We start from the raw sequence: 13,388 nt of genomic DNA on the forward strand, positions 1-13,388 counted from the left end.
GACGGTTCTGTTGAGAGACGTTATTATGTTACCCGTTCCTGCCCCGATGAGTGCCTATCGTGTCCCGATTTTTTGCCGTTTTTGTCGCTTTTGTCACAAGCAGCCTGTTGCTGACCCCGGCGCAGGCCGAGGTTCAGGTGCTGACCAGCATCAAGCCGCTGCAGCTGATCGCCGCCGCGGTGCAGGACGGTGTCGGTACGCCGGATGTGCTGCTGCCACCGGGCGCTTCGCCGCACCATTACGCCTTGCGCCCTTCCGATGTGCGCAAGGTGGGCCAGGTGGACTTGCTGTACTGGATCGGCCCGGACATGGAGGGTTTTCTGCCCCGTGTGCTGGGTAGCCGCAGCAAGCCGACGGTGGCGGTGCAGAGCCTGCCGGGCCTGACCTTGCGCCATTTCGGCGAGGACAGCCATTCCCACGCGCAAGACGCCGACGAGCACGACCATGACCACCGCCCAGGCAGCCTGGATGCGCACCTGTGGTTGTCGTCGGTGAACGCGCGGGTGATTGCGGCGAAGATGGCGGCGGACCTGGGCGCGGCCGATCCGCAGAACCAGGCGCGCTACACCGCCAACGCCAAGGCATTCGGCGAGCGCCTGGATGCCTTGGATGCGCGGCTCAAGGCGCGGGTGAGCGCTGTTGCGGGCAAGCCGTACTTTGTCTTCCATGAAGCCTTCGATTACTTCGAGGCGGCCTACGGGCTCAAGCACACCGGCGTGTTCAGTGTGGCGGCGGAGGTGCAGCCGGGCGCGCAGCACGTGGCCGCGATGCGCAAGCGCCTGCAGGAAGTGGGCAAGACCTGTGTATTCAGCGAGCCGCCGCTACGCCCGCGGCTGGCCGAGACGCTGACAGCGGGGTTGCCGGTGACGCTGGCCGAGCTGGATGCGCTGGGCGGCACGATGCCAGCGGATGCCAATGGCTATGAGCGGTTGCTGGAGAACCTGGGCAATGGATTGGCGGGGTGCCTGGAAAAGCTCTGACCCACCGATCTGTAGGAGCCGGCCTTGCCGGCGAAGGGCTGCGCTGCAGCCCAACGGCTCCGCCGGCAAGGCCGGCTCCTACCTGGAGTGGCTCAGTTACAACGCGAACGGCAGGGCGATGTCCACCTGCTGACGCGCCGCCAGGCGCACCTCGAAATCCGCCGGGTCGTGAATCAGCACGTCCATCCCGGCAAACGACTCGGCCGCAATCAGCCGCGACAGCCAGAACCGCACGCAGGCCACCCGCAACATCACCGGCCACAGGTGTGCCTCGGCTGCGGTGAACGGGCGCAGCGCCGCATATGCACCGAGCAACGCCCGCGCCCGCGGCGGGTCGATCTGCCCGGCATCGTCGCAGCACCAGTCGTTCAGGGTGATCGCCAGGTCATACAGCATCGGCCCGGAGCACGCATTGTAGAAATCGATCAGCCCGGTCAGGTGGGTGCCTTCGAACAAGGCGTTGTCGCGGAACAGGTCGGCGTGCAGGTTGGCCCGCGGCAGCGCCATGATCTGGCCCTGGTGCGCGACGATCTCGTCCAGGCAGCCCTGCAGCAGCGCCTGTTGCGTCGAGTTCAGGCGCGGCATCAGTTCGGCGCCGGTCGCCAGCATCCAGTCCAGGCCACGGTCGGTCTTGCGCTCCAGCACCTTGTGCTGGGTCGCGGTGTGCAGGTGGCCGAGCAGTTCGCCCACCTGTACGCAATGCTGGTTGTTCGCCACCTTGATGTGCTTGCCCGGCAGGCGCGGCTGCAGCAGCGCCGGCTTGCCGGCCAGCTCGCGCAGGGCCACGCCGTCGCGGGTGCGCAGCGCATAGGGCACCGGCAGGTCGGCCTCGTGCAGCACGTCGAGCAGTTCGATGAAGAACGGCAGGTCCTGGATCGGCCCGCGTTCGACCAGTGTCAGCACGAACTCACCCTGTTCGAGGCTGACGAAGAAGTTGCTGTTCTCGGTGCCGGCGGCAATTCCCTGGAAGTCCCGCAGGCGACCCAGTCCATAGGGCGCCAGAAAGGTTTCCAGCTCGGGCCGGGTCAGTGGGGTGAAGACAGACATGGTCAAAAACTGCTCATTCGGGCACTTCCCGCAGGAAGTGCCAGGTGGATGGTAGGGGCCCGCATTACCACTCGAAGATTTTCCAGGAAGGAATCAGCATGTCGGGTTGGTCGGAACGGATGAAGTTGCCTTCCGAGCCGTCTGCGCGCACCAGAAAGTAAGGCTTGCCCCCTTTGGGGGTGACCTTGATGGCATACAGGAAACCGTTCTGGCGGTATTCCTGGATGGTCTTGTCGCCTTCCGTGCGAATGGTTACATCCGGATCGGCCGAAGGCGCTTCATCCGCCGCATTGGCTACCAGTGGAGCGGCAGCCAACACACCGAGCAGCAACAGGCGATTTAGTCTACGCATGATAACCTTGTCCCTTTGTCGTCAATGTTCCGGACATTCTAGCGCCGGGCCCGTTGAAAAGGTTGATTCTGCTCATGAGCCAAGCTCCCCTCGTCCTGGTGGACGGTTCGTCCTACCTGTACCGCGCGTTCCACGCGCTGCCACCGCTGACCAACTCCAAGGGCATGCCCACCGGCGCGGTGAAGGGTGTGCTGAACATGCTCAGGAGCCTGCGCAAGCAGTACCCGGACAGCCCCTTCGCGGTGGTGTTCGACGCCAAGGGCGGCACCTTTCGCGACGAGATGTACGCCGAGTACAAGGCCAACCGGCCGAGCATGCCCGACGACATGCGTGTGCAGATCGAGCCGCTGCACGCCAGCGTCAAGGCGCTGGGCTTCCCGCTGCTGTGCGTGGAGGGGGTCGAGGCCGACGACGTGATCGGCACCCTGGCCCGCAGCAGCGCCGCGGCGACCCGCCCGGTGGTGATCTCCACCGGTGACAAGGACATGGCCCAGCTGGTGGATGCGCACATTACCCTGGTCAATACCATGTCGGGCTCGTCGATGGACATCGAGGGCGTGAAGGAGAAGTTCGGCGTCGCACCCGAGCAGATCATCGACCTGCTGGCGCTGATGGGCGACTCATCCGACAACATCCCCGGGGTCAAGGGCGTGGGCGAGAAGACCGCCGTCGGCCTGCTGGTGGGCGTCAATGGCGGTATCAAGGAGCTGTACGAGAATCTCGACCTGGTGCCGAGCCTGCCGATCCGCGGGGCCAAGACCCTGCCGGCCAAGCTGCTGGAGCACAAGGAGCTGGCGTTCCTGTCGTACCAGCTGGCCACGATCAAGGTCGACGTGCCGTTGGAGGTCGGGCTGGACGACCTGCACCTGGGCGAACCTGACCGCGAAACGCTGCTGCAGCTGTACACCGAACTCGAGTTCAAGGGCTGGATCGACGAAGTTCAGCGCGAGAACAAGCGCCTGGAGCTCGCCCCGCCCCCTGCCGCCACACCCGACGCCGAGGCGCCCCCGGTGGCCGTTGCCGAGCCGGTAGCCCCTGTCGAGGCCGCCTATGAAACCATTCTGGACAAGGCACGTTTCGACGTGTGGCTGCAAAAGCTCAAGGACGCCGAGCTGTTCGCATTCGATACCGAAACCACCGGGGTCGATGCACAGCAGGCCCAGCTGGTCGGCCTGTCGTTTGCGGTCAAGCCCCATGAGGCCGCCTACATCCCGCTGGCACACGACTACGAAGGCGCCCCGCAGCAGCTGGACCGCGAGCTGGTGCTGAACGCGCTCAAGCCGCTGCTGGAAGACCCGAACAAGGCCAAGGTCGGGCAGCACGCCAAGTACGACATCAACATCCTGGCCAACTGCGCGGGCATCACCGTGCGTGGGGTGGCCTTCGACACCATGCTCGAATCCTATGTGCTGAATTCCACGGCCACCCGCCACGACATGGACAGCCTGGCCAAGAAGTACCTGGACCACACCACCATCGGCTTCACCGACATTGCCGGCAAGGGTGCCAAGCAGCTGACCTTCAACCAGATCCACCTGGACAAGGCCGGCCCCTACGCCGCCGAAGATGCCGACATCACCCTGCGCCTGCACCACAAGCTGCACGCCGAGCTGGCGGCGCTGCCAAGCCTGGCCAGTGTGCTGAGCGATATCGAGATGCCGCTGGTGCCGGTGCTGGCGCGTATCGAGCGCGAGGGCGCGCTGGTGGATGCCGACCTGCTCAGGATCCAGAGCGGCGAGCTGGGCGACAAGATGGACGCGCTGGAGCGCGAAGCCATCGAGCTGGCGGGCGAGCCGTTCAACCTGGGTTCGCCCAGGCAGCTGGGCGCCATCCTTTATGACAAGTTCGGCCTGCCGGTACTGAAGAAGACCCCCAAGGGCCAGCCGTCGACGGCTGAAGAAGCCCTTGAGGCGCTGGCCGAGGAAGGCTTCCCGCTGCCCAAGGTGCTGATGCAGTACCGCTCCATGAGCAAGCTCAAGAGCACCTACACCGACCGCCTGCCCGAGCAGATCAACCCGCGTACCGGGCGTATCCACACTTCCTACCAGCAGGCGGTGGCTGCCACCGGCCGCCTGTCGTCCAGCGACCCGAACCTGCAGAACATCCCGGTGCGTACCGCCGAGGGCCGGCGCATTCGCCAGGCCTTCATCGCGGCGCCCGGCTACAAATTGCTGGCGGCGGACTACTCGCAGATCGAGCTGCGCATCATGGCCCACCTGGCCAAGGACGAGGGCCTGCTCAGCGCCTTCCGCAACGGCCTGGACGTGCACACTGCCACCGCGGCCGAAGTGTTCAAGGTGGAGCTTGGCGACGTGACCTCCGACCAGCGGCGCAGCGCCAAGGCGATCAACTTCGGCCTGATCTACGGCATGGGCGCAAAGAAGCTGGGCAAGGATATCGGCGTCGACAGCAAGACGGCCAAGGCCTACATCGACGTGTACTTTGCCCGCTACCCGGGCGTGCGCGACTACATGGAGCGCACCCGCAAGCAGGCGGCCGACCAGGGCTACGTGGAAACGCTGTTCGGGCGGCGCCTGTACCTGCCGACCATTCACTCCAACCGTCCGCAGGAGCGCGCTGGCGCCGAGCGTACCGCGATCAACGCGCCGATGCAGGGCACCGCAGCTGACATCATCAAGCGCGCCATGGTCACGGTGGACAACTGGCTGGCGAGCACTGCGCTGGATGCCCGGGTGATCCTGCAGGTGCACGACGAACTGGTGCTGGAAGTGCGCGAGGACCTGGTGGAACAGGTGGCGCAGGAGATTCGCGTGCACATGAGCGGTGCCGCGCAGCTGGATGTACCGCTGGTGGTGGATGTGGGCGTGGGGGCGAACTGGGACGAGGCGCACTGAAAAGCGTGCTTGGCGCCTACCAAAAACAGAAATTTGCTGCGGCATAAGGTCGCGGCAATTTCTGCTTTTTCGGCCTATGGAAAATAGTTTCCCGCGCCGAGGAACTAAACCGGTGAACCACGACTCAGAGTAACTGAATGGCTGGTGAAGCCCTTCGATGCTCCTATGTTGTGTTAAGTGTTGGCAGATATCTGGACCCCGCCCTAGCGGTCCGGAACTTGAACCCCGAACTTCCCCCTCCCCATACGAAGTCCGGGGTTTTTTTTGCCCGGCATTTGCCGGGCAGCCCTTATTCTGCGGGCTTGTCCGGCAGTTGCAGCCAGCGAGCCAGTACCGTGTAGGCCTCTTCCAGCCCCTGGCGCTTGGGCGCCGAGAACAGCTGGATGGTCACGCTGTCGCCCCACCCCTTGCGGATTTCGGCCTGTACCTTGAGCAGCGTGCCCTTGGCCGCGCCGAAGGTCAGCTTGTCGGCCTTGGTCAGCAGGATGTGCATCGGCATGCCGCTGGCCACGGCCCAGTCGAGCATCATCTTGTCGAAGTCGGTCATGGGATGGCGCACGTCCATCATCAGGATCAGGCCCTTGAGGCTCTCCCGGCTGCCCAGGTAGGCCTCCAGGTGGCGCTGCCAGTGCTGCTTGAGCGGGATCGGCACCTTTGCATAACCGTAGCCCGGCAGGTCGACCAGACGCCGATCGTCGTCCAGACTGAAGAAATTCAACAGCTGGGTACGCCCCGGGGTTTTCGAGGTGCGCGCCAGGCTCGCGTGGGTCAGGGTGTTGAGGGCGCTGGACTTGCCGGCGTTGGAGCGGCCGGCAAAGGCCACTTCGAAACCTTCGTCGTCCGGGCACTGGTCGACTTTGGCGGCACTGAGGGCGAATTTGGCCTGCTGGCAGAGTCCGAGGATGGGGTTTTTGACTTGCATGGTATTTCCGATTGGGCGTTGCTCGAGGGGGTCTCGGCAAGCGGTGTCGTTTCCGTTTCAGGCACGGGAGTATATAATGCCCCAGTTTTTGTGTGCGCATTATCCCAGCGTAGGAGGATGTGCACGGGAGCTGCTTGACCAAGCTTGCGCAGTAGACGCAGTGCAGCCCCAACCCTGAAAGGGTCGTATTCGGCGCTCAGGCTACACAGGATCCCTACAGCGTGGAAGTCACGCCTGACATAAGGGACCGCAGAGGCTGTCGAAGCAGCTCCCCAGGGTTTCAAGGCTATGCCGCCGCGTGGTTTGTGCATGGACTGCAGTAACGAGGACGATCAGGCCACCCTGACCGGGTGAGTCAACAAGACAGGTTGCCTCGATACATAACTCTTTCACCCTTAGCCGTAGTTGGATTAGCTGATGAACAAACTATTCGTGAGTCTGCTGTTGACCTTAGGCATCACCGGGGCTGCCAACGCTGCCGGCAATATCGTTGGGGATGCTGCTGCCGGTCAGGCAAAAACCGCTGTATGTGGCGCGTGTCACAACCCCGACGGCAACAGCATGGCGCCGAATTTCCCGAAACTGGCCGGCCAGGGCGAGAAATACCTGGAGAAGCAACTGCACGACATCAAGTCGGGCAAACGTACCGTGCTGGAAATGACCGGCATGCTGGCCGCGTTCAACGATCAGGACCTGGCCGATATCGCGGCCTATTTTGCCAGCCAGAAAGGCAGCGTGGGCGCCGCCGACCCGGCGCTGGTCGAGCGTGGTCGCGCACTGTTCAACGGCGGTGATCTGGAAAAAGGCCTGCCGGCCTGCACCGGTTGCCACTCGCCCAACGGCGCAGGCATTGCCGCCGCCGGCTTCCCGCACCTGGGTGGTCAGCACGCAAGCTACGTGGCCAAGCAGCTGACGGACTTCCGTGAAGGCAACCGCACCAACGATGGCGATGCCACCACCATGCGCACCATCGCCAGCAAGCTGAGCAACAAGGACATCGACGCGTTGTCCAGCTACATCCAGGGCCTGCACTGAGCCCCGGTTTAACGCTGGGTTAATACAGCGGCGCAAAAATGAAAAGGGTGGCCCGGGCCACCCTTTTTTGTGCCCGCTGCCGTTACACTAACGAACTCGGGCCTGCCCCGGCCTGTCTGAACCCAGGTCGCGACGAGGCGACACATCACTGCTCAGGAGTAACGCATGCGTAATCTGATTCTCGGCGCCGCGCTGGTCGCCGCCAGCGCCTTCGGTATGACGGTCCAGGCCGCAGACCCTGTGATCGCCGGCAAGGAATATGTCGAGCTGAGCAACCCGGTACCGGTGTCCCAGCCTGGCAAGATCGAAGTGGTCGAGCTGTTCTGGTATGGCTGCCCGCATTGCTACAGCTTTGAACCGACGATCAACCCGTGGGTCGAAAAGCTGCCTGACGACGTGAACTTCAAGCGTATTCCCGCCATGTTCGGCGGCCCATGGGACGCCCACGGGCAGATGTTCCTGACCCTGGAAGCCATGGGCGTGGAGCACAAGGTGCATGCGGCCGTGTTCGATGCCATCCAGAACCAGCGCAAGCACCTGACCAAGCCTGAAGAGATGGCCGACTTCCTGGCCACCCAGGGTGTGGACAAGGACAAGTTCCTGGCCACCTTCAACTCGTTCGCCATCAAGGGACAGGTCAACCAGGCCAAGGAACTTGCCAAGCAGTACAACATCAAGGGCGTTCCGAGCATGGTCGTCAACGGCAAGTACACCTTCGACCTGGGCACCGCAGGTGGCCCGAACGGCGTACTGAACGTTGCTGACCAACTGATTGCCAAGGAACGCGCCGCCAAATAAGAGGCGAAACTATGCGCCGCTGGAAATCCGAGCGCCTCGTCGGCCTGCACGAACCGCAGGTCAACGAGCACCATATCGATGCAAGTGGTCTACCGTCCGACGGTCGCTTGCGTCTGCTCAGCTTCAATATCCAGGTAGGCATCAGCACCGAGCGTTACCGGCACTACCTGACCCGCAGCTGGCAGCACCTGCTGCCGCACATGGGGCGTGCCGGCAACCTGCAGAAGATCGGCAACCTGCTGGGCGACTTCGACCTGGTGGCCCTGCAGGAAGCCGACGGCGGCAGCCTGCGCTCGGGCTACGTCAACCAGGTGGAACACCTGGCGCAACTGGGTGCTTTCCCCTACTGGTACCAGCAGCTCAACCGCAACCTCGGGCGCCTGGGCCAGCACAGCAACGGCGTGCTCAGCCGCCTCAAGCCGCAACTGCTCGAAGACCACCCGCTGCCCGGCCCGGCCGGCCGCGGTGCGATCCTGGTGCGGTTCGGTGAAGGCGAGGATGCGCTGGTGGTGGTGATGATGCACCTGGCGCTTGGCGCGCGAACCCGCGCCCTGCAACTGGGCTACATCCGCGAGCTGATCGGCGGCTATCGTCACCAGGTGCTGATGGGCGACATGAACACCCATGCCACCGACCTGTTGCAGCACTCCCCGCTGCGCGACCTGGGCCTGATTGCGCCGCAGGTCGAAGCGACCTTCCCCAGCTGGCGACCACAGCGTTGCCTTGATCATATTCTGCTCAGCCCGAGCCTCACCCTGGAACGGGTCGAGGTGCTGTCCCAGCCGATTTCCGACCATCTCCCCGTGGCGGTCGAGATTCGTTTGCCTGATGCCCTGACTGTCGATACCCTTCCGGCCTTGCGTTAGTCCCCTTATCTGCGGACCTTGGCATGACCGACGAAGCTCAACGCTGGAAAGAAAAATACCTCAAGAGCATCGAGCAGCAGGAAAAGCTCGAACGCCGGTGGGACGCCCGTCTCGACCTGCTGCGCCGCGGCCTGGTGCGCAGCACCCTGGCGGCCGAAGGCAGCGACCGCGCGGTAGACCAGTGCATGAAGGAAATGCGCGAGGTCATCCGTACCGACAACATGGACGCCGCCCTGGCCGGGTTGATCCCGCGTCTGGAAAAGGCCGTGCTCGATTCCGAGCAGCGCCGTGAAACCCGGATCGCCCAGGTAGGCACAGCGCTCAACGCGCTGGTGGCCCAGTTGCAGAAGCTGCCGTTGCCCAGCGAGGTCAGCCGACCGCTGAAGAAATTTGCCAAGCAGCTGGATGCGCGGGCCAGCCAGTCACGCGAGATGCCGTTGCTGCTGAGCGAGCTCAGTGGCTTGCAGGGCAAGGCGCTGGCGGTGCTGGAGCACCCTGAAGAGGCGAGCAAGCCGGGGTTTCTGCAGCGCTTGTTTGGCGGGCGTGAAGAAGAGACGCAGGTCGCTCAACCCGAAACGCAGGCCCTGGAGCCGGTGGCGCAAGCAGCGGTCGAACCTGTGCATGAGCAGCCTGCGCCGGCTGCGGCGGATGTGGATGAACTGCAGCCGTTGCCCGAGCCCCCAGCCTTGGTCGACACAGAGGACGCCGAGGCTGCTGCGCAGCCCATCGCCGGCAATGCCGGCTCCTACACTGTAGGCGCCAGCCTTGCTGGCGAAGAGGCCCCAGCGCTCACACCGCCACCCACGCCTGCCCCGGTGCTGACCGAGCAAGCGGACGCTGTCGAAGTCGATGGTGCACCCGAACCCACCCCCGAAGAACTCCTCTACGCCCTCCCCGACGGCACCGAGCCTTCCTATAGCTCCGTCGCCACCCATATCGAGCAGACCCTGCTCGGTTTGCTCGACGACCTGACCCTGCCCGAACGCCACAAGCCCCAGGCCCTGGCGGTGCGTCAGCGCCTGGAGCACGGGCTGAACTGGTACGAGCTGCTGCCGGTGCTGGATGACCTGGCGGTACTGATGCTGGCCATCACCGACAGCGGCCAGCATGAATTCGAAGCCTACCTGCAACAGCTCAACGAGCGCCTCGAGACGTTCCAGAGCCACCTGCAGGAGGCCAGCGAAGGGCATGCCGACAACAGCTCCGTCGCCCGCGACCTCAATACCCAGCTGCGCGAACAGGTCGATGGCCTGCAAAGCAGCGTGCAGGGCGCTGCCGACCTCGACAGTCTCAAGCACATCCTCGAGAACCGCCTCGAGGGCCTGCTCGGCACCATGGACGAGCACCAGCATCAGCGTGACCTGCGCGAGCAGGAACTGGCCAGCCGCCTGCAAGGCCTGGCCGAGCGGGTCGCGAGCATGGAGCAGGAAGCCCTGGGCTACCGCGAGCACCTTGAGGAACAGCGCCAGAAGGCCCTGATCGACCCGCTCACCGGCTTGCCCAACCGCGCCGCCTGGGCCGAGCGCCTGGAGCAGGAAATGCTCGCCTGGCAGGAAAACGGCGGCCACCTGCTGATGGCCATGCTCGACCTCGACCACTTCAAGCGCATCAACGACAGCTACGGCCACCAGGCCGGCGACAAGGTGCTCAAGATCGTTGCCAACGAGCTGCGCAAGCGTCTGCGCAGCCGCGATTTCATCGCCCGCTTCGGCGGCGAGGAGTTCGTCCTGCTGGTGCCGCAGACCGCGCTGGGTAGCGGCATCGAGCTGGCCGAGACGCTGCGCGGCGCCATCGAAGCCTGCCCGTTCCACTTCAAGGGCGAACGGGTGACCATCACCCTGTCCATCGGCATCACCGCGTTCCGCTCCGGCGAGCGCAGCGACGCAGTGCTCAAGCGCGCCGACGAGGCGCTGTACCGCGCCAAGCACCTGGGTCGCAACCGCGTCGAACAGGGGTGAACGGGTTTGCGCAGGATACGTTATGCTATTGCATTACCGACTGCCCAGGCCCTGCCCCATTTCCATGAAAGCCTTCCTTACCGCGCTTGTGATGCTGACATTGGCCGGTTGCGCCACCGGCCTGAAGATCGACCGTAGCCACCCCTCGGTCAGCCAGGACAACCGCATCCAGTTCGTGGTGCTGCATTACACCAATGCCAACCTCGAGCGCTCGCTGGCCCTGCTGACCCACGGTGAAGTCAGCAGCCATTACCTGATCGGCGACAACCCGGCGACCATCTATCAGCTGGTGGATGAAAGTCGTCGCGCCTGGCATGCCGGCGACAGCCAGTGGGAGGGCCGGACCTGGCTCAACTCCACTTCCATCGGCATCGAGATCGTCAACCCGGGCTTCACCGACACCCCCACCGGGCGCGTGTGGCACCCCTACAGCGAGGCGCAGATCCAGGCGCTGATCGTACTGCTCAAGGACATCGTGCAGCGCAACGGCATCCAGCCGCGACACATCATCGGCCACAGCGACATCGCGCCCCTGCGCAAGCTCGACCCGGGCCCGATGTTCCCCTGGAAACGCCTGGCCGACGCCGGCCTTGGCGTCTGGCCCAACGCTCAGGCGGTGGCGCAGCAGCGCGCGCGCTTTGACGTCAACCCGCCAAGCATCACCTGGTACCAGCAGCAACTGGCGCGCTTTGGCTACGCCATCGAGCAGACCGGCGAGCTGGACGTGAGCACCCGGCATGTACTGGCAGCGTTCCAGATGCGCTTTCGGCCACAGCTGTTCGACGGCCAGCCGGATGCCCAGACTGCCGCGATTCTGCAGGTGCTGAACAGCCAGCGCTGAGCGGTACCGCCCAACGGGCAGGCTGATTCGTCCGGCAGTTGCTATACCTCATGGTATTCAACGGGATGATTCTTGATGTCGCCTGCCCTTGCCACGTTGCGTCGCCTCCTCTATCGACCCTGGCTGCTGGCCACGCTTGCGGCCACGGCGAGTGCAACCCTGTTGCTGCTGGCCAGCCTCGGCGTGGCCATGCACCAGGTGCAGCAGCGCGAAAGCGCGCAGATGAACGCCAAGGGCGAGCGCTTTCTCGAACGCCTGGAGCAGATCTTCGGCCAACTGCGCGAAAGCGTCGACGCCCTTCAGGCACAGCCCCTGCGCGGGTGCAGCAGTGCGATGCAGGCAGCCTTGCAGCAGGTGACCTTCGACAACCGCTTCGTGTTCGAGGCCACTTACCTCGACGGCACGCAGTCGTGCTCCAACCGGCTGGGCAGCAGCAACTTCGACCCGCTGCGGGCACCGGACATCCAGGGCCCCACCTACAGCTACTGGCTCAATACCACCACCGAACCCGACGACAACCGCGCCGCACTGGTGCTGGGGCGTGGGCACTTTCGCGTGTCGACGTCGCGCGGGCACCTGACCGACGTGGTCGACCTGCCGCCCGGTGGCAGCCTGCTGGTGGTGCTCGACCACGGCGCGCGTGCCGTGCCGGTACTGGGCCCGGAGCAGCCGTGGCCGCCCGGCGATCAGTGGCCGCCACCGCCCAGGGTGGACCTGATGGAACTGCCCGATCGCCTGGTATACCGCATGCCCACCAAATCGCCTGACTACCAGCTGGTGCTGATCACCCCGCGCGAAAGCCTGCCGCTGAAGATGAACGGCGTGCTCTGGCTGCTGTTCCCCGGCAGCCTGCTGCTGGCCTGGTGCATCGGCTGGCTGGTGCTGCAGTTGGTGCGCCAGAGCCGTTCGATGAGCTCGGAGCTGCAGGGCGCGCTGCGCCGTGGCGAAATGCAGGTGCTGTATCAGCCGATCTTCGAGCTGGCCAGCCGGCGCTGCGTGGGCGCCGAGGCCCTGGTGCGCTGGCGTCGCCCCGACGGCACGCTGACCAGCCCCGACCTGTTCATCCCGCTGGCGGAGAACACCGGGCAGATCCGCCAGATCACCGACTTCGTGCTGCAGCGTGTGCTCGAACAGCTGGGCCAGCTGCTGCGCGCCAACCGCCAGTTGTATATCTCGGTGAACCTGGCGGCGTGCGATGTGATGGTGCCGCGCATCGGCCGGGTGGCGGCGCGCCTGCTGGCCTTGCACCATGTGTCGGCCAGCCAGATCGCCTTCGAGGTCACCGAGCGCGGGCTGATCGACGTGGTGGTGGCGCGGGACAACCTGCAGGCCTTGCGGGCGGTGGGGCACCAGGTGCTGATCGACGACTTCGGTACCGGCTATTGCAGCCTGGCCTACCTGCAGACCTTGCCGGTGGACTGCCTGAAGATCGACAAGGCGTTCATCGATGCCCTGGGGCACGACGCGGCCAGCAGCGGCGTGGCCCCGCACATCATCCGCATGGCCCACGCCCTGCAGTTGCGGGTGATCGCCGAGGGTATCGAGTACGAGGACCAGGCGTTGCTGCTCAACAGCGAGGGGGTCAACTATGGCCAGGGCTGGTTGTTCGCGCACCCGCTCAGTGCGCGCCAGTTCGTCGAGCTGGTGACTCGGGGGCGGCGGCTGGGGCCGCGGCGGATCGATGACGAGGCGTAGCGCCCCTTCGCCAGCAAGGCTGGCGCCAGCAGGCGAAGG

General features: G+C 64.8%; 11 protein-coding genes. 8 read left to right on the forward strand and 3 right to left on the reverse strand.

All coding sequences use genetic code 11. From position 1 onward, the window contains the following. Window positions 1–59 precede the first annotated feature (59 nt). Window positions 60–980, forward strand: a complete 921-nt coding sequence (locus N0B28_RS00350; RefSeq protein ID WP_275729755.1) for a zinc ABC transporter substrate-binding protein — start codon at window positions 60–62, stop codon at window positions 978–980. A 96-nt stretch (window positions 981–1,076) separates the two neighbouring features. Here N0B28_RS00350 and N0B28_RS00355 read toward each other — a convergent pair whose 3' ends face one another. Together N0B28_RS00355 and N0B28_RS00360 are read right to left on the reverse strand one after the other, a co-directional pair. After that, a complete protein-coding gene (locus tag N0B28_RS00355) occupies window positions 1,077–2,027 on the reverse strand; it encodes a homoserine kinase (protein WP_275729758.1) in 951 nt (316 codons plus the stop codon). 64 nt (window positions 2,028–2,091) lie between these two features. After that, window positions 2,092–2,379, reverse strand: a complete 288-nt coding sequence (locus N0B28_RS00360) for a DUF2782 domain-containing protein (protein ID WP_043862296.1) — start codon at window positions 2,377–2,379, stop codon at window positions 2,092–2,094. Between the two features lie 74 nt (window positions 2,380–2,453). Between N0B28_RS00360 and polA the strand changes: the two genes are divergently transcribed. After that, window positions 2,454–5,234, forward strand: coding sequence for a DNA polymerase I (gene polA, locus N0B28_RS00365; protein ID WP_100634941.1), 2,781 nt, complete (start codon window positions 2,454–2,456; stop codon window positions 5,232–5,234). Window positions 5,235–5,523: 289 nt separating this feature from the next. Here polA and yihA read toward each other — a convergent pair whose 3' ends face one another. Further along, a complete protein-coding gene (yihA, locus tag N0B28_RS00370; RefSeq protein WP_054916024.1) occupies window positions 5,524–6,156 on the reverse strand; it encodes a ribosome biogenesis GTP-binding protein YihA/YsxC in 633 nt (210 codons plus the stop codon). A 417-nt stretch (window positions 6,157–6,573) separates the two neighbouring features. Here yihA and N0B28_RS00375 point away from each other — a divergent pair, with 417 nt between their 5' ends. From N0B28_RS00375 to N0B28_RS00400, 6 genes are all read left to right on the forward strand, one after another. Continuing rightward, on the forward strand, window positions 6,574–7,191 hold the full coding sequence (locus N0B28_RS00375) for a c-type cytochrome (RefSeq protein WP_043862299.1): 618 nt from the start codon (window positions 6,574–6,576) through the stop codon (window positions 7,189–7,191). A 165-nt stretch (window positions 7,192–7,356) separates the two neighbouring features. After that, window positions 7,357–7,989, forward strand: a complete 633-nt coding sequence (dsbA, locus tag N0B28_RS00380) for a thiol:disulfide interchange protein DsbA (RefSeq protein WP_043862300.1) — start codon at window positions 7,357–7,359, stop codon at window positions 7,987–7,989. An 11-nt stretch (window positions 7,990–8,000) separates the two neighbouring features. Beyond that, window positions 8,001–8,855, forward strand: coding sequence for an endonuclease/exonuclease/phosphatase family protein (locus tag N0B28_RS00385; protein ID WP_043862301.1), 855 nt, complete (start codon window positions 8,001–8,003; stop codon window positions 8,853–8,855). A 23-nt stretch (window positions 8,856–8,878) separates the two neighbouring features. After that, window positions 8,879–10,813, forward strand: a complete 1,935-nt coding sequence (locus N0B28_RS00390) for a GGDEF domain-containing protein (RefSeq protein WP_100634943.1) — start codon at window positions 8,879–8,881, stop codon at window positions 10,811–10,813. Window positions 10,814–10,877: 64 nt separating this feature from the next. Continuing rightward, complete coding sequence (locus tag N0B28_RS00395) at window positions 10,878–11,654, forward strand: N-acetylmuramoyl-L-alanine amidase (RefSeq protein ID WP_275729765.1); 777 nt, start codon at window positions 10,878–10,880, stop codon at window positions 11,652–11,654. A gap of 75 nt (window positions 11,655–11,729) precedes the next feature. Next, on the forward strand, window positions 11,730–13,349 hold the full coding sequence (locus N0B28_RS00400) for an EAL domain-containing protein (protein ID WP_275729768.1): 1,620 nt from the start codon (window positions 11,730–11,732) through the stop codon (window positions 13,347–13,349). Window positions 13,350–13,388: the final 39 nt, after the last annotated feature.

Origin of the sequence: Pseudomonas sp. SD17-1 (genome assembly GCF_029201585.1) — a bacterium.
Classification (GTDB): domain Bacteria; phylum Pseudomonadota; class Gammaproteobacteria; order Pseudomonadales; family Pseudomonadaceae; genus Aquipseudomonas; species Aquipseudomonas palmensis.

Coding starts and splice junctions, on each gene's coding strand:
- N0B28_RS00355 (WP_275729758.1), bottom strand. CDS start 2,027: ATGTCTGTCTTCACCCCACTGACCCGGCCCGAGCTGGAAACCTTTCTG.
- N0B28_RS00360 (WP_043862296.1), bottom strand. CDS start 2,379: ATGCGTAGACTAAATCGCCTGTTGCTGCTCGGTGTGTTGGCTGCCGCT.
- polA (WP_100634941.1), top strand. CDS start 2,454: ATGAGCCAAGCTCCCCTCGTCCTGGTGGACGGTTCGTCCTACCTGTAC.
- yihA (WP_054916024.1), bottom strand. CDS start 6,156: ATGCAAGTCAAAAACCCCATCCTCGGACTCTGCCAGCAGGCCAAATTC.
- N0B28_RS00375 (WP_043862299.1), top strand. CDS start 6,574: ATGAACAAACTATTCGTGAGTCTGCTGTTGACCTTAGGCATCACCGGG.
- dsbA (WP_043862300.1), top strand. CDS start 7,357: ATGCGTAATCTGATTCTCGGCGCCGCGCTGGTCGCCGCCAGCGCCTTC.
- N0B28_RS00385 (WP_043862301.1), top strand. CDS start 8,001: ATGCGCCGCTGGAAATCCGAGCGCCTCGTCGGCCTGCACGAACCGCAG.
- N0B28_RS00390 (WP_100634943.1), top strand. CDS start 8,879: ATGACCGACGAAGCTCAACGCTGGAAAGAAAAATACCTCAAGAGCATC.
- N0B28_RS00395 (WP_275729765.1), top strand. CDS start 10,878: ATGAAAGCCTTCCTTACCGCGCTTGTGATGCTGACATTGGCCGGTTGC.
- N0B28_RS00400 (WP_275729768.1), top strand. CDS start 11,730: ATGTCGCCTGCCCTTGCCACGTTGCGTCGCCTCCTCTATCGACCCTGG.